At 60.2% G+C, this 16,282-nt stretch carries 15 protein-coding genes and 1 pseudogene; 9 read left to right on the top strand and 7 right to left on the bottom strand.

The features are described 5' to 3' along the window. The first annotated feature begins 1 nt into the window (after position 1). Both BLQ55_RS03290 and fabI read left to right on the top strand, forming a co-directional pair. A complete protein-coding gene (locus tag BLQ55_RS03290; protein ID WP_092252352.1) occupies positions 2-1,612 on the top strand; it encodes an ABC transporter ATP-binding protein in 1,611 nt (536 codons plus the stop codon). A 20-nt stretch (positions 1,613-1,632) separates the two neighbouring features. After that, positions 1,633-2,427 (top strand): enoyl-ACP reductase FabI, encoded by a 795-nt coding sequence (fabI, locus tag BLQ55_RS03295; protein ID WP_025213267.1) that lies wholly within the window; start codon positions 1,633-1,635, stop codon positions 2,425-2,427. A gap of 53 nt (positions 2,428-2,480) precedes the next feature. Here fabI and BLQ55_RS03300 read toward each other — a convergent pair whose 3' ends face one another. After that, entirely contained in the window at positions 2,481-2,897 is a 417-nt protein-coding gene (locus BLQ55_RS03300; protein ID WP_139207889.1) for a hypothetical protein, read from the bottom strand. A gap of 6 nt (positions 2,898-2,903) precedes the next feature. After that, a complete protein-coding gene (locus BLQ55_RS03305) occupies positions 2,904-3,728 on the bottom strand; it encodes a lipid II-degrading bacteriocin (RefSeq protein WP_092252354.1) in 825 nt (274 codons plus the stop codon). Positions 3,729-3,844: 116 nt separating this feature from the next. Between BLQ55_RS03305 and BLQ55_RS32730 the strand changes: the two are divergent. Continuing rightward, positions 3,845-3,925: pseudogene (locus BLQ55_RS32730) on the top strand (enoyl-ACP reductase); the annotation flags it as partial. 327 nt (positions 3,926-4,252) lie between these two features. Here BLQ55_RS32730 and BLQ55_RS03315 read toward each other — a convergent pair. Then, positions 4,253-5,215, bottom strand: coding sequence for a sensor domain-containing diguanylate cyclase (locus BLQ55_RS03315; RefSeq protein WP_092198145.1), 963 nt, complete (start codon positions 5,213-5,215; stop codon positions 4,253-4,255). A 137-nt stretch (positions 5,216-5,352) separates the two neighbouring features. Between BLQ55_RS03315 and BLQ55_RS03320 the strand changes: the two genes are divergently transcribed. Then, a complete protein-coding gene (locus BLQ55_RS03320; RefSeq protein WP_092252356.1) occupies positions 5,353-6,177 on the top strand; it encodes a helix-turn-helix transcriptional regulator in 825 nt (274 codons plus the stop codon). 39 nt (positions 6,178-6,216) lie between these two features. Here BLQ55_RS03320 and BLQ55_RS03325 read toward each other — a convergent pair whose 3' ends face one another. Further along, a complete protein-coding gene (locus tag BLQ55_RS03325) occupies positions 6,217-6,804 on the bottom strand; it encodes a LysE family translocator (RefSeq protein WP_092252358.1) in 588 nt (195 codons plus the stop codon). A gap of 211 nt (positions 6,805-7,015) precedes the next feature. Between BLQ55_RS03325 and BLQ55_RS32680 the strand changes: the two genes are divergently transcribed. The 3 genes from BLQ55_RS32680 (at position 7,016) to BLQ55_RS03340 (ending at position 9,410) form a co-directional block, all read left to right on the top strand. Further along, on the top strand, positions 7,016-8,098 hold the full coding sequence (locus tag BLQ55_RS32680) for a bifunctional transcriptional activator/DNA repair enzyme AdaA (RefSeq protein WP_092198136.1): 1,083 nt from the start codon (positions 7,016-7,018) through the stop codon (positions 8,096-8,098). 23 nt (positions 8,099-8,121) lie between these two features. Further along, positions 8,122-8,739 (top strand): DNA-3-methyladenine glycosylase family protein, encoded by a 618-nt coding sequence (locus tag BLQ55_RS03335; RefSeq protein WP_092252360.1) that lies wholly within the window; start codon positions 8,122-8,124, stop codon positions 8,737-8,739. A 182-nt stretch (positions 8,740-8,921) separates the two neighbouring features. Then, the gene (locus BLQ55_RS03340; protein ID WP_092252362.1) at positions 8,922-9,410 is read left to right on the top strand and encodes a GFA family protein; all 489 of its coding nucleotides are present in this window, start codon (positions 8,922-8,924) and stop codon (positions 9,408-9,410) included. Positions 9,411-9,505: 95 nt separating this feature from the next. Here BLQ55_RS03340 and BLQ55_RS03345 read toward each other — a convergent pair whose 3' ends face one another. Continuing rightward, positions 9,506-10,114: a MiaE family protein gene (locus BLQ55_RS03345; RefSeq protein WP_092252364.1), complete on the bottom strand. Its 609-nt coding sequence runs from the start codon at positions 10,112-10,114 to the stop codon at positions 9,506-9,508. Between the two features lie 178 nt (positions 10,115-10,292). Between BLQ55_RS03345 and BLQ55_RS03350 the strand changes: the two genes are divergently transcribed. Next, positions 10,293-11,156 (top strand): universal stress protein, encoded by an 864-nt coding sequence (locus BLQ55_RS03350; protein ID WP_092252366.1) that lies wholly within the window; start codon positions 10,293-10,295, stop codon positions 11,154-11,156. Positions 11,157-11,194: 38 nt separating this feature from the next. On the opposite strand, the gene BLQ55_RS03355 is transcribed toward BLQ55_RS03350, so the two are convergent. Then, on the bottom strand, positions 11,195-11,665 hold the full coding sequence (locus BLQ55_RS03355; protein ID WP_060741956.1) for a DUF1289 domain-containing protein: 471 nt from the start codon (positions 11,663-11,665) through the stop codon (positions 11,195-11,197). A 407-nt stretch (positions 11,666-12,072) separates the two neighbouring features. On the opposite strand from BLQ55_RS03355, the gene acnB reads away from it, so the two are divergent. Then, positions 12,073-14,682, top strand: a complete 2,610-nt coding sequence (gene acnB / locus BLQ55_RS03360; RefSeq protein ID WP_092198122.1) for a bifunctional aconitate hydratase 2/2-methylisocitrate dehydratase — start codon at positions 12,073-12,075, stop codon at positions 14,680-14,682. A gap of 306 nt (positions 14,683-14,988) precedes the next feature. Here acnB and BLQ55_RS03365 read toward each other — a convergent pair whose 3' ends face one another. Next, positions 14,989-16,269, bottom strand: coding sequence for a serine/threonine transporter (locus tag BLQ55_RS03365; protein ID WP_092252368.1), 1,281 nt, complete (start codon positions 16,267-16,269; stop codon positions 14,989-14,991). Positions 16,270-16,282 lie beyond the last annotated feature (13 nt).

Below are 16,282 nucleotides of genomic sequence, written 5' to 3' on the forward strand. Positions count from 1 at the left end.
TATGAACCAGGACAATCTGATCGAAGTGCGCGACCTGGCGGTGGAGTTCATTGTCGGTGAACGCCGCCAGCGCGTGGTCGAGGGCGTCAGCTTCGACATCAAGCGCGGCGAAACCCTGGCCCTGGTGGGTGAAAGCGGCTCGGGCAAGTCGGTCACCGCCCACTCGATCCTGCGCTTGCTGCCCTACCCGCTGGCCCATCACCCCACCGGGACCATTCAGTACGCCAACCAGGATTTGCTGGGATTGAAGGAAAAGACCATCCGCCATATCCGCGGCAACCGGATCGCGATGATTTTCCAGGAGCCGATGACCTCCCTCAACCCGCTGCACTGCATTGAAAAACAGATCAATGAAGTGCTTGGCATCCACAAGGGCCTGACCGGCAAGGTCGCGACCCGGCGGACCCTGGAGTTGCTGGAGCTGGTCGGCATTCCCGAGCCCCACAAGCGCCTCAAGGCCCTGCCTCACGAGTTGTCCGGCGGCCAGCGCCAGCGAGTGATGATCGCCATGGCCCTGGCCAACGAGCCGGAACTGCTGATCGCCGACGAGCCGACCACCGCCCTGGACGTCACCGTCCAGCTGAAAATCCTGCAATTGCTCAAGGAGTTGCAGGCGCGATTGGGGATGTCGTTGCTGCTGATCAGCCACGATTTGAATCTGGTGCGAAGAATTGCGCATCGCGTATGTGTCATGCAGCGCGGTTGCATCGTCGAACAGGCATCGTGCGAAGAGTTGTTCCGCACGCCGCAGCATCCGTACACTCGGGAACTGCTGGGCGCCGAGCCCAGTGGCACGCCGGCGAACAACGTCGTCGGCCCGCCGCTGTTGCAGGTCGAGGACCTGAAAGTCTGGTTCCCGATCAAGAAAGGCCTGTTCAAACGCACGGTGGACTACATCAAGGCCGTGGACGGCATCCGCTTCAGCCTGCCCCAGGGCCAGACCCTGGGTATCGTCGGCGAAAGCGGTTCCGGCAAATCCACCCTGGGGCTGGCAATCCTGCGGTTGATCGGCAGCCAGGGTGGGATCCGCTTCGAAGGCAAGTCGCTGGACAGCCTGACGCAGCAACAGGTCCGGCCACTGCGCCGGGAGATGCAAGTGGTGTTTCAGGACCCGTTCGGCAGCCTGAGCCCACGGATGTGTGTCAGCCAGATCGTCGGCGAAGGCCTGCGGATCCACAAGATCGGCACCGCGGCCGAACAGGAACAAGCGATAATCGCGGCATTGAAGGAGGTAGGCCTGGACCCGGAAACCCGGAACCGCTACCCCCATGAATTTTCCGGAGGGCAACGGCAGCGTATCGCCATTGCCCGGGCCCTGGTGCTCAAGCCGGCGTTGATTCTGCTGGATGAACCAACGTCGGCCCTGGACCGTACCGTGCAACGCCAAGTGGTAGAGCTGTTGCGGTCGTTGCAAACCAAGTACAACCTGACGTACCTGTTTATCAGCCATGACCTGGCTGTCGTCAAAGCGCTGAGCCACCAATTGATGGTGGTCAAGCATGGCCAAGTGGTCGAACAAGGTGATGCCCGCAGCATATTCGCCGCGCCGCAACACCCCTATACACAGCAGTTGCTGGAGGCCGCCTTCCTGGCCCCAACAATTGCCGAATAACCTGAAAAGAGGAGCAACACATGGGTTTTCTCGCCGGTAAGCGCGTACTGATCGTCGGTGTCGCCAGCAAGCTGTCCATCGCATCCGGCATCGCCGCCGCCATGCATCGCGAGGGCGCTGAGCTTGCCTTCACTTATCAGAACGACAAACTCAAGGGTCGTGTCGAAGAGTTCGCACAAGGCTGGGGCTCGAGCCCTGAGCTGTGCTTCCCGTGCGATGTGGCCAGCGACGAAGAAATCGCCAAGGTTTTCGAAGCGCTAAGCAAGAAGTGGGACGGCCTGGACTGCATCGTGCACTCCGTGGGCTTCGCCCCGGGCGACCAGTTGGACGGCGACTTCACCGAAGCCACCACCCGCGAAGGTTTCCGCATTGCCCACGACATCAGCGCCTATAGCTTCGTGGCCCTGGCCAAGGCTGGTCGCGAAATGATGAAAGGCCGCAACGGCAGCCTGCTGACCCTGTCGTACCTGGGCGCCGAGCGCACCATGCCGAACTACAACGTCATGGGCATGGCCAAGGCCTCCCTGGAAGCCGGCGTACGTTACCTGGCCGGTTCCCTGGGCCCGGACGGTACCCGCGTCAACTGCGTATCGGCCGGCCCGATCCGCACCCTCGCCGCTTCCGGCATCAAGAACTTCCGCAAGATGCTGGCCGCCAACGAAGCGCAAACCCCGCTGCGTCGCAACGTCACCATCGAAGAAGTCGGCAACGCCGGCGCCTTCCTGTGCTCGGACCTGGCGTCGGGCATCAGCGGTGAAATCATGTACGTGGACGGCGGCTTCAACACCACCGCCATGGGTAACCTCGAAGAGTAATCTTCACCGCGCATAAAAAAGCCGCGGGCCTTGCAAAGGGCCCGCGGCTTTTTTTATCCCGATTTCCGTGGAAAACCAATCAGAACCAAAACAAGGGAGAACACAAACAGCAGCCCTCCCAATACACCTGCGATGGTGTCGTACATGTAGATGGCGGCGACGAACGTCCCCATGAGCGACGTCAGGAAAAGCAGGACATTGGTCAACGCATACACGCCAATGCGCCATTTGAAAGCACGTCGCCTTAGAAGCCTTTGAAACAGATAACCCAACCCCGTCAGGGCCACCGAAGCGGCGGTTAAGATGATCAGCATGACCGTGTACATCGCTACCGCGGGAATACCCCGAGTATCACTTAAATCATTGGGATTTTCCGAGACACCCTCCAGCGCAAAAAAGAACAACAATGCGCATGCGCCCATCACTGAAGCAATGGCGGCGAGACTTAATGTGTTTCTTCCTGCTGCCATGGCTACCTACCTAGAGAAATTGATTGGCAGCTCGCCAGTGATTCGAATTTCATAATCCCGTGCGTTGGCCACCCTTCCCACTTCACGGAGCGCGCTCGTGGCTTGCTCATCAAAGGCAGCCCTATGACTGCTGGCATTAGCATCATAACGATCCGAGTACGCTTTGATCTTTCCGGAGAACTTGAGAGTACCTGATGCATATCGAGTAACGTCTCCGGTAATTTGAAGCGTAATGTTTCCAAGGTAGATCCGTGCGACGTTTGAGTCCTGGGCCGTGGAATAAGGCATCTCGAGATTGACGCTGGTAACTCCTACACCCGCCGTATTAATAATCGCCATCAAATCTGGAATTTTGCTTGGCGTAGGGCTGATACCAATTCTATCCAGCCGGACGCTGACAGGCTTGCCCTTCCCCAGAAGCCAATGACTAAACGCTTTGAAGGGAGTAAAGATCCCACCCGAGAATTCCTGCTCAATGGCCAACTGGTCCGTATTCTTGATCTTTGCCCCTTCCTTGATCCCGAGATTCCAGGCGTCAGCGGTGCTGAGTGTTGAATTCCTCAACATGACCAAATCGGCGCCGTGGGCGACTTTCAACTCACCTATGATAATGCCGTCCAATCCGTAGCGAATGGGACGGTTATTAACCATGGATTTGAGATGACGCTGCAACATTTGAGGCCAGTGGCCTCTTACGTAAGCCGAGTTTCGCTCTTGAATCATTTTTCCAATCATCGCCATTGGCGCAGGGTTTGGAAGACCTCTACCACTTCCACGTGAGGTTCCGAAATCATCGGGGTAAATAAATGTCGGGGGTAACTCGGTATTCATACGGGTACTCGCCAAGTGAGTAATGGATAACACTGCAGTTATGAATCCGCATCACACGATGCGAAAAACTCATTCTGCGTATTTCCCATACCCTTGGTGCGGTACATATTTATTGCGTTGTTTCTGGCATCAGCGGTGAAATCATGTACGTGGACGGCGGCTTCAACACCACCGCCATGGGTAACCTCGAAGAGTAATCTTCCTTTCGGCCCTGCGTAAAAACGCCGCTTGCCCTGAAAAGGACAAGCGGCGTTTTTTTATGCCCACCACACATTTCCTGTGGGAGCGAGCTTGCTCGCGATAGCGGTGGATCAGTTGGCATTGATGTTGGATGTACCGCCGTCATCGCGAGCAAGCTCGCTCCCACATTGGTTCCGGCTGTTCATAAAAGTCGCGCCCACCACACATCCCCTGTGGGAGCGAGCTTGCTCGCGGTGGCGGTGGATCAGTTGGCATTGATGTTGAATGTACCACCGCCTTCGCGACCAAGCTCGCTCCCCCGGAGGATCGGCGGTTGGCTTGCGCTAACTGCGAAGCGCCTGTTTCTGGGCATACATGGCCGCATCCGCGTCGGCCAACAGGTGGTCGATTGACGAATGCCGCCGGGGTTCGTACTCGATCTGGCCCACGCTGAAACGAATGTCATAGCCACGCTGCAACATCGCATTGCGCTCATCGAGGATTTCCCCGAGGCGCGCCATGATCGCCGAGGTCTCGACATAGGAAGAGCCGGTGAGCAGCGCCACGAACTCATCACCGCCCAGGCGGCCGATCACATCACTTTCGCGAAAGGCGATACGCAGCACATCCGCGAAGGTTTTCAGCGCGCTGTCACCCTCGGCATGCCCATAGCGATCGTTGATCGGCTTGAAGTCGTTGAGGTCGAAGAACAACAGCGTCGCCGGTCGCGACAAGCGATCACACACATTCAATGCATGCTGGGCCAACGTCCTGAAGCCGCGCCGATTGGACAACAGCGTCAACTCGTCCATGCTCGCCATCTGCACCGCAACCATTTCCTGCTCGGCCATGCGCGCCAAGTCGCGCAGCAGTTCGCGCTCTTCGTCATTGAGCTGGCGCGGCTTGGTGTCGAGCAGGCACAGCGTGCCAAGCTTGCTGCCATCCTCCAACCCCAGCGGATGCCCGGCGTAGAAGCGAATGCCAGGCGTGTCCGTGACCAGCGGATTGTCGTGAAACCGCTCGTCCTGCTCCGCGTCGCAGATTTCCAGGATCTGATCCTGCAAAATCGCATGCCCACAAAAGGACACTTCCCGCGGGGTTTCGCTGGCCTCCAGGCCGGCACTGGACTTGAACCACTGACGGTTGGCGTCCACCAGGGACACCAGGGCGATGGGCACGTCAAACAGACGCCGGGCAAGGCGGGTCAGGCGGTCAAACCGCTCTTCAGGCGGGGTATCGAGCAGCTTGAGCGAATGCAGATTCTTGAGGCGAACCGCTTCGTTGTCCGGTTTACCTGGCGCAAGCATCGGGAACTCCATGGGCGAGACTTCACGAAGTCTAGTTCAGGACCACTACCATTCAAACCGAACGGCCAAATCAATCGGGCATTTGCCGGCCAGGGCTAATACACTGCTTCACAGGTTCAAGACGAGGACGCTGACCGATGAAGCACGCCCCCCATGACGCCGCCCCACGCTTCTGGCGCGACGCGGCCCTGCCCTTCATCGAAGCCCGGGCCATCACCGATGGGCGCAAGGTCTGCTACTCACGCCACTCCCACGACCATTTTTCCATCGGAGCGATCACCGCCGGGCGCAGCACCTATATTCATGAGCGGTCGAATTTCCAGGTGCAGAGCGGCACGGTGGTGCTGATGAACCCCGGCGATGTCCATGCGTGCAACCCGATCGACGATGAGCCGTGGTCGTATGTCATGCTGTACGTCGATACCCAGTGGCTCAGGGATTTGCAACGTCGTATCGGTTTCGATGAAACCCTGGATTTCCAGAGCTTTTCCACGACCCACAGCCGTGATGTCGAGCTGTTTGCCGCCTTGCAAGGGTTGTATGAGCAACTGGTGGATGAGCGGCTCGGCACCGACCGCAAGCGCACCGCCGCCGAGGCGTTTTTCACCGACCTGCAACAACGGCTCAACCCTGCCGGCCGTCCGGACCGGGGTAGCCACCCGGGATTGATGCGCGCGGCGCAGTTCATTCACGACCATTGCAGCGAAGCCTTGAAGCTCGAAGACATCTGCACCGCCGCACAACTCTCGCCGTCCTACCTGAGCCGTGCCTTCAAGCGCCACTACGGGATGACGCCCCATGCCTTTCTGGTCAACCGCCGGATCCAGTTCGCCCGCCGCCAGTTACGCGAAGGCAAGCTGATCGCCGACGTGGCGCTGGACAGCGGGTTCGCCGACCAGGCGCATTTCCAGCGGGCCTTCAAGCAACACCTGGCGGCTACTCCGGGCCAGTATCGCGGTTGATGCAGCGCTCTGGCCTAAACACACTTCTGTGAGCCCGATTCAAGGCAATACCAAATACACCGCGCTTGCCACCAACAGTCCTGCCATCGCCCGGTTGAACAGGCGTAGGGTCGCCGGATTCCCAAGCCAATTACGCAGAAAGCTGCCGGCATAGGCCCAGCAGCCCACCGAGACGTAACAGATCACCAGATAGACTGCCGCGAACTGCCACACCAGCCGTGCCTCGCCATCGGCGACGAACGCGCCCATTCCTGCGACGCAAGCCAGCCAGGCCTTGGGATTGAGCCATTGCATCAGCGCGCCGTAGAACATCGACGGGGCCCGGTCCTCGTCCTTGGCGCCCAGGTGCCCGTTGTCCATCGCCAGTTTCCAGGCCATGAACAACAGGAACGCCACGCCACCCAGTTGCACCACCCGTGTGAGCCCAGGCCAGCGTTGTAGTACTTCATGCAGCCCAAGCCCCATCAACACCAATAACAAGACAAAACCCAGGGTCGCGCCGGCCACGTGGCGCAAGGTCGCTCGAAACCCGTACCGGGCCCCGGAACTGAGGGCCACAATGTTGACCGGCCCCGGCGTAATGGAGGCGACCAAGGCAAACGCCGCCATGGAAAGAATCAGACTCATCGCAAACCTTCTTCATATCTGTGAGGTGGCGATCAAGGTAAATCGCCCGCTGCTACCGGTATTGAAGAAAACTGCCCCATGGAGGATCCACGGTGCAAGTGGTGCCGCTGTGGTCGCCGGCCAATCCTCGCGAGCATCCGACCAACTGCGGGAAAATTCACTGTCGATTTTCCGGTGGAGTCGTCCCGGGCACGGTTCTATGCTTTGACCCATGAACCTACAAGACTCGCTGCTCCCGCCCCACGCCGAGATGGTCCGCGCCATGCTCGAACGAGACACCGCCTACGAGGGGGTGTTCTTCACCGCGGTCAAGACCACCGGCATTTTCTGTCGTCCCAGTTGCACCGCGCGCAAGCCGAAGCCGGAGAACGTGGAGTTCTTCGCCCATGCCGACGAAGCCATGTCGGCCGGCTATCGCGCCTGCCTGCGCTGCAAGCCGCTGGACGCCGCCGCCATCGCGCCGGACTGGATCCAGGCCCTGCTCCAAGCGGTGGACGCCGAACCCGACCTGCGCTGGACCGACGCCCTGCTGCTGGAACAAGGTATCGAACCGCTGAAACTGCGGCGCTGGTTCAAGCAACATTTCGGTATGACCTTTCACGCCTACCTGCGCACTCGCCGTCTGGGCATTGCCCTGGGCGGCATCAAGGACGGCACTTCCATCGACAATGCTGCGTTCGATTCCGGTTATGAGTCGTTGAGCGGTTTTCGGGACGCCTTCGTCAAATCCTTCCACATCACACCGGGCCGCGCCGCCCTCAGTGAACCCTTGTTGTTCACCCGACTGACGACGCCACTGGGGCCGATGCTGGCCATGGCCGAACGGCGGGGCCTGGTGCTGCTGGAATTCCTCGACCGCCCGGCCCTGACCAAGGAGCTGGAAGAGTTGCAGCGACGCTACGGCTACACCGTCGCGCCGGGGCACAACACTCATCTGCAACAGATCGAAACCGAACTGGCCGACTATTTCGCCGGCAAGCTCACGACGTTCAATGTCCCGCTGCACATGCCCGGCAGCGCCTTCGCCGTGCGGGTCTGGGCTGAGTTGCAAAAAATCCCCTACGGCGAAACCCGCAGCTACGGCGGCATCGCCATGGCCCTGGGCAGTCCTGGTGCCAGCCGCGCCGTGGGCCTGGCCAACGGGCAGAATCGCCTGGCCATCGTCATTCCCTGCCACAGGGTGATCGGTGCGGATGGCTCGTTGACCGGTTATGGTGGCGGCCAGCCGCGCAAGGCGTTTCTGTTGCGACTGGAAAAAGCCGCGGTGCAGGTTTCACTGCCCCTGGCGTTTTGAGCGCCCCGGAGAACGAACACCTGATGCCAGTGCCCTATCACGACGCCAGTGTCTTCCTGGCCAACCTCGACGAAGACTGGCGACGGCACGTCGCGACGATCGGCCCTTGCCTGCTGCAACCCAAGCCGGCCCGGGATCCCTATGAAGCCCTGGTCCGGGCGATTGCCTACCAGCAACTGCACGCCAAGGCCGGCGATGCGATTCTGGGCCGGTTGCTGGCGTTGTTCCCGGCACAGACATTCCCCACCCCCGTGCAAATCCTGGCGACGGACGTTGCTCAATTGCGCGGTTGTGGATTTTCCGCCAGCAAGATCGCGACCATCCAGGGCATCGCCCAAGCGGCCCTGGACGCGGTGGTGCCGGATTACGCCACGGCGTGGGAAATGGAAGACGAAGCGTTGATCGAGCGCCTGATCAGCCTGCGCGGCGTCGGGCGCTGGACCGTGGAAATGCTGCTGATCTACAGCCTGGAACGGCCCGACATCCTACCGGCCGATGACTTTGGGGTGCGCGAGGGTTATCGACGGCTCAAGGGGTTGGCGCAACAACCCAGCCGCAAGCAGATGGTCGAGATCGGCCTGGCCTGGAGCCCTTATCGGACGGTGGCGGCGTGGTATTTGTGGCGGGTGCCTGGTCGTTAGACCGTGTCACCGTCCATCGCGAGCAAGCTCGCTCCCACATTGGACTTGGGAAGTTCACAAATCCCCTGTGGGAGCGAGCTTGCTCGCGATGGCGTCCGCATGTCAGTCACGAGTTCAACAGTCCAGAACAACAGGCCGCTCGAGCTGTCCAGAGTCATTACAGTCCCCAATAGGAGGTTCCCATGCAGCTCGAAGGATCCTGCCACTGCGGCGCCGTGTCGTTCAGCCTGGCCTGTGCCCACCCCTACCCTTATCAACGCTGCTACTGCTCGATCTGTCGCAAGACCCAGGGCGGCGGCGGGTATGCGATCAACCTGGGGGGCGATGCCCAGAGCCTGAAGGTGCGCGGTCGCAAGCACATCTCGATCTACCATGCACGGCTCAAGGACGAAGGCGATAAACGCGCCCACCGCAGCAGTGCCGAACGGCATTTCTGTTCCCTGTGCGGTTCGGGGTTGTGGTTGTTCAGCCCCGAATGGCCGGAACTGGTGCACCCGTTTGCCTCAGCCATCGACACACCGCTGCCGGTACCGCCGGAGCACACCCACTTGATGCTCGGTTCCAAGGCGCCATGGGTGGAGGTCGAGGCGCATAAGGGCGATCAGCGGTTCGATGTCTATCCCGAGGAGTCCATTGCCCAGTGGCATGAACGCCTGGGGCTGAGCCGTTAAGGACAAAAAAGATCGCAGCCTTCGGCAGCTCCTACAGGGTCACGCCATCTCAATGTAGGAGCTGCCGAAGGCTGCGATCTTTTGACCTGTCTATCTCACGCCACGACTGGCACACCACTGTGGAACCGGAATTCCACATCCGGCGATTCGATCAGTTCCCGCTCGGCCTCACGGACCTTGTCGATCACCTGGGCAATGTCCTTGGCGTCGCCGTACTGGTAGGCCAGTTTCAGATAACCCTGGAAATGCCGGGCTTCGCTTTTCAGCAAGCCGAAATAGAACTTGCCCAGCTCCTCGTCCAGGTGCGGCACCAAAGCTTCGAAGCGCTCGCAGCTGCGGGCTTCGATGAAGGCACCGACCACCAGGGTGTCTACCAGCTTGACCGGTTCGTGGCTGCGCACCACCTTGCGCAGCCCCGAGGCATAACGCCCGGCGGAGAGCTGGCGCAAACCGATCTTGCGTTTTTTCATCAGGCGCATGACCTGCTCGTGATGCACCAGCTCTTCCCGGGCCAGGCGCGACATCAGGTTGATCAGGTCGACATGGGAATGGTATTTGGCGATCAGGCTCAGGGCGGTGCTGGCGGCCTTGAATTCGCAGTTCTTATGGTCGATCAGCAACGTTTCCTGGTCGGCCAGCGCGGCCTGGACCCAGGCATCGGGGGTGCGGCAACCAAGGAATTCGTGGATTTCGGGAAGATTCATGGGGCTCACGGGCAAAGGTAGTCGAGCGAAGGGCGCCGATTATACCGGCCTGCCCCCAGACCACCAGCCACCGCCATTGATATGCATCAAGTCAATGCCTCACCCACAGCAACTAGACTGCCCCACAACAACTATAGTTGAGCAACGCCAGCCTTTTCATTGCAGGAGAACGCCGATCATGCAAGCCATTCGCAGCATCCTGGTGGTCATTGAGCCAGAACATTCGGAAAGCCTGGCGCTCAAGCGCGCCAAACTGATTGCCGGTGTGACCCAGGCCCACCTGCACCTGTTGGTGTGCGACAAAAAGCACGACCACGCCGGCTTGCTCGGCGTGCTGAAGGCCGCACTGCTGGCGGATGGCTACAGCGTGACGACCGAACAGGCCTGGAACGAAAGCCTCTACGAAACCATCATCGACGTGCAGCAAGCTGAAGGTTGCGGGCTGGTGATCAAACAGCACTTTCCCGACAGCCCATTGAAAAAAGCCCTGCTGACCCCGGCGGACTGGAAACTGCTACGCCATTGCCCGACCCCGGTGCTGTTGGTAAAAACCGCCGGTTCCTGGAAAGACAAGGTGATCCTGGCCGCCATCGACGTTGGCAATACCGACGACGAACACCGTCACCTGCACTCCACCATCATCGACCATGGCTACGACATCGCCCTCCTCGCCAAGGCGCACCTGCATGTAATCAGCGCCCATCCCACGCCAATGCTCTCGTCCGCCGACCCGACCTTCCAGCTCAAGGAAACCATCGAGGCCCGGTATCGCGAACAATGCCGGGCGTTCCAGGCCGAGTTCGACATCGACGACCAGCATCTGCACATCGAAGAAGGCCCGGCGGATGTACTGATCCCGTTCATGGCGCGCAAGCTGCAGGCGGCGGTGACGGTGATCGGCACCGTGGCCCGTTCAGGGTTGTCCGGGGTGTTGATCGGCAATACCGCCGAGGCGGTGCTCGATACGCTGGAAAGCGACATACTGGTGCTCAAGCCCCAGGAAGTCGAGGACCACCTGTTGGAGCTGGCGGCCAAGGAATAAAGCTCCCTGGCACAAAAGCTCCTTTGTACTGGCCGGGGTCAGCCGCCGATCGCATCCTTCAGGAACCCGGGTGCGATGTACCGCTGGTAATGGGCTTCGGACAGGAGGAAAAACTCCCGATCAATGGCATCGCGCAGGTCCGGCAGGTCCCAGTCGCGAAACTCCGGCATCAGCACCATGCCGTAGGCTTCCAGGTTGTTGATCACCCGCGCGCCCCGGGCGATCAACTGGTAGGCCCAGCAATATTCCGACTGGTGCGGCACAAAACGGATCTTGCGCGACTCCAGTTGCTGGCGCAGCAACCCGGGGTCGAAAACCTCCAGCTTGGCCACCATCACCTGCACCAACAGTTGTTCGAGCCGCATCCACACCGCGCGTTTTTCGTCCTCGTTGTAGCCGTTCCAGTGAATCACTTCATGGTGGAACCGCTTGCAGCCACGGCACACCAGGTCACCGTAGACAGTGGAGCAAAGGCCGACGCAGGGGGTCTTGATGAGCTGGTTGGGCATAGGGAAAAACACACGCAAAAGCAGGACAGGCTGGCATGTTAGCCCTTTGTCTAAGATTGATCACCCCTCAAACTTGAGCGCCCAACTTACCTTTAATTTTTTTTTCCCGTAGAATCAGCCAGCCTTTTAAGGCGCCAATGTCCGTTAGAAGCTGTTTTCAAAGCGTCACGAGCACAGTCGTTCCTTCAGAACGGTGTTGGCGAAGGGTCTTTCCAGCGGGGAAAGCCCGACGCCAACCCTCATCAGCTCCCGTTCTGCAGGCGTAAAACTTTGAAAGCAGCTTCTGTGAGGAACGTGCGGAAACTCTGGCGTGATGGCTCAAAAAGCCGTCGACGCGCATGAGTACCGTGGGTTCCTGGATGAGCGTCCCGGACACCCATTTGGGACCACTGATGAGGGTAATAACTGTGCTTGAAGCCTACCGCAAACATATCGAAGAGCGCGCAGCCCTGGGTATCGTTCCCCAGCCGCTTAACGCCGAACAAACCGCAGGCCTGATCGAGCTGCTGAAAAATCCTCCGGCTGGCGAAGAAGCTTTCCTCGTTGACCTGATCACCAACCGCGTTCCGCCTGGAGTCGACGAAGCCGCCTACGTCAAGGCCGGTTTCCTCTCCGCCCTGGCCAAGGGCCAGGCCCAATCCCCTCTGCTGGACAAGAAGCGTGCCGTTGAACTGCTCGGCACCATGCAGGGCGGCTATAACATCGTGACCCTGGTGGAACTGCTGGACGACGCCGAACTGGCGCCGGTAGCCGCCAAGGAACTCAAGCACACCCTGCTGATGTTCGATGCCTTCCACGACGTGGCTGAAAAAGCCAAGAACGGTAACGTTCACGCCAAGGCCGTGCTGCAATCCTGGGCCGACGGCGAGTGGTTCAAGAACCGCCCGGTGCTGGCCGACAAGATCAGCCTGCGGGTGTTCAAGGTCACCGGCGAAACCAACACCGACGACCTGTCCCCTGCCCCTGACGCCTGGTCCCGCCCGGACATCCCGCTGCACGCCCTGGCCATGCTGAAAATGGCCCGTGACGGCATCGTTCCGGACGAGCAAGGCAAGACCGGCCCGATGAAGCAGATCGAAGAGATGCGCGGCCAAGGCTTCCCGATCGCCTACGTCGGTGACGTGGTCGGTACCGGTTCGTCGCGTAAATCGGCGACCAACTCGGTGCTGTGGTTCTTCGGCGACGACGTTCCTTTCGTTCCGAACAAGCGCGCCGGCGGTTTCTGCTTCGGCAGCAAGATCGCACCGATTTTCTACAACACCATGGAAGACGCCGGCGCCCTGCCGATCGAATTCGATGTGTCCAACATGCACATGGGCGACGTGATCGACCTGTACCCGCATGCTGGCAAAGTCTGCAAGCACGGTACCGACGAAGTCATCACCACCTTCGAAATGAAGACCCCTGTGCTGTTGGACGAAGTCCGTGCCGGCGGTCGTATCCCGCTGATCATCGGCCGTGGCCTGACCGAGAAGGCACGCGCCGAGCTGGGTCTGCCACCGTTCGACCTGTTCAAGAAGCCTGAAGCCCCCGCCGAAAGCACCAAGGGTTTCACCCTGGCGCAGAAGATGGTCGGCAAGGCCTGCGGTCTGGCGGAAGGCCAAGGCGTGCGCCCGGGTACCTACTGCGAACCGAAGATGACCACCGTGGGTTCCCAGGACACCACCGGTCCGATGACCCGTGACGAACTGAAAGACCTGGCGTGCCTGGGCTTCTCGGCTGACCTGGTGATGCAGTCCTTCTGCCACACCGCGGCCTATCCGAAGCCGATCGACGTCACCACCCACCACACCCTGCCTGACTTCATCATGACCCGCGGCGGCGTTTCCCTGCGTCCGGGCGACGGCATCATCCACTCGTGGCTGAACCGCATGCTGCTGCCAGACACCGTAGGTACCGGTGGTGACTCGCACACCCGTTTCCCGATGGGCATCTCGTTCCCGGCCGGTTCCGGCCTGGTCGCGTTCGCCGCTGCCACCGGCGTCATGCCGCTGGACATGCCGGAATCGATCCTGGTGCGCTTCAAAGGCAAAATGAAACCTGGCATCACCCTGCGTGACCTGGTCCATGCCATCCCGTACTTCGCCATCCAGAACGGTCTGCTGACCGTCGAGAAGAAAGGCAAGAAAAACGCCTTCTCCGGCCGCATCCTGGAAATCGAAGGCCTGGAAGGCCTGACCCTGGAACAGGCTTTCGAATTGTCCGACGCCTCGGCTGAACGTTCGGCTGCCGGTTGCACCATCAAGCTGTCGAAAGAGTCGATCACCGAGTACCTGCAATCAAACATCACCCTGCTGCGCTGGATGATCGGCGAAGGCTACGGTGATGCACGTACCCTGGAACGTCGCGCCCAAGCGATGGAAGCCTGGGTCGCCAACCCGCAACTGATGGAAGCCGATGCCGACGCCGAATACGCCGAAGTCATCGAAATCGATCTGGCCGACATCAACGAGCCTGTGCTCTGCGCGCCGAACGATCCGGACGATGCCCGTCTGCTGTCCAGCGTTGCTGGCGAGAAGATCGACGAAGTGTTCATCGGTTCGTGCATGACCAACATCGGTCACTTCCGCGCCGCCGGTAAACTGCTGGAGCAGGTCAAGGGGCAATTGCCAACCCGTCTGTGGCTGTCGCCGCCGACCAAGATGGACGCCCACCAGCTCACCGAAGAGGGTTACTACGGCATCTACGGCAAGGCCGGTGCACGGATGGAAATGCCAGGCTGCTCGCTGTGCATGGGTAACCAGGCGCGCGTCGAGCCGAACTCCACCGTGGTGTCGACCTCGACCCGTAACTTCCCGAACCGTCTGGGTGACGGCGCGAACGTCTACCTGGCTTCGGCCGAACTGGCGTCCGTGGCTTCGATCCTGGGTCGCCTGCCGACCGTCGAGGAGTACATGGAATACGCCGGCAAGATCGACAGCATGGCAGCGGACGTGTACCGCTACCTGAGCTTCGACCAGATCGCCGAGTTCCGTGAAGCGGCTGCAAACGCCAACATCCCGGTCGTTCAAGCGTAAAGCTTAGAACGCCCGACTGAAAACGCCGCCCTTCTTGCGAGGGGCGGCGTTTTTTTATGCCTGTCATTTCGATGCCAACCGTACGACCGCCATCGCGAGCAAGCTCGCTCCCACAGGGGATCTGGGGTGGTTGCAACTTTCCATGAACACCCCAAAACCAGTGTGGGAGTTGGGGTGGATGTAAGTTCTGTGAACACCCAAAACCAGTGTGGGAGCGGGCTTGCCCGCGATGGCGCCGGCACATCCAATATCAATGCAAACTGACCCACCGCCATCGCGAGCAAGCTCGCTCCCACAGGGTGATGGTCAAGCCATCAGTGAGTAGACCAACGCCGTAATCGCCACTAAACCCACCAACACAACGAATACATTCGACGCCTGGCCGCGATAGCGAGCCATGGCCGGGACTTTGCGGATGGCGTACATCGGCATCAGGAACAGGATGGCTGCGATGACCGGGCCGCCCAGGGTTTCGATCATGCCCAGGATGCTCGGGTTGAGGGTGGCGACGATCCAGCACACCACCAGCATGAACGCTGCGGTGAGGCGGTCCAGGGTCTTGGGTGCCGGACGGCGGCCGCTCTTGACGATCAGGCCCTTGAGGCCTTCGCTGGCACCGATGTAGTGCCCCAGGAACGATTTGGAAATGGCGACAAACGCAATCAACGGCGCGGCAAAGGCGATGGTCGGGTTGCTGAAATGGTTAGCCAGGTACGACAGGATCGACAGGTTCTGCGCCTTGGCCTCGGCCAATTGCGCCGGGGTCAGGGTCAGCACGCAACTGAACACGAAGAACAGCACCATCACCACCATCAGCACATGGGCGCGCGACAGGATCTGCGAACTGCGCTCCTCGGCGTTGCCGCCGTAGCGACGTTTCTGGTCCACCGCAAACGCCGAGATGATCGGCGAGTGGTTGAACGAGAACACCATCACCGGGATCGCCAGCCACAAGGTATGCAACAACGCCGAAGGTTCAGGCGGCGTCGACGCCGTGCTCAGGATACCGCCGCTCCAGTGGGGAATCAGGAACACCGCCAGAAACAGCAGCGCCACGATGAACGGGTAGACCATCAGGCTCATGGCCTTGACGATCGCCTGCTCGCCGCAACGGACCACCGCCAGCAAGCCGAGGATCAGCACCAGGGACAGCACGGCCCGAGGGGGCGGCTGGATATGCAACTGATGCTCCAGGAAGCTGCCTACCGTGTTGGTCAGCGCCACGCTGTAGATCAGCAGGATCGGGAAAATGGCAAAGAAGTACAAAAGCGTGATCAGCGCACCGGCCTTGAGGCCGAAATGCTCCTCCACCACCTCGGTGATGTCCGCGCTGTCGCGACCGGACAACACGAAACGGGTCAGGCCCCGATGGGCATAGAACGTCATGGGGAACGCCAGCAACGCCAGGATCAGCAGCGGCCAAAAACCACCCAGGCCCGCATTGATGGGTAAGAACAGAGTGCCTGCACCGATGGCGGTGCCAAACAGACCCAGCATCCAGGTGGTGTCCTGGCGACTCCATTGGCTGAGGGTGGCTGGGACTGTCGTTTCAAAGCGCTCTTCGACGCTATTGGCCTGATCATTCATCCGGTCGGATCTC

It is taken from the genome of Pseudomonas sp. NFACC13-1, assembly GCF_900104425.1.
Lineage (GTDB): Bacteria > Pseudomonadota > Gammaproteobacteria > Pseudomonadales > Pseudomonadaceae > Aquipseudomonas > Aquipseudomonas fluorescens_AA.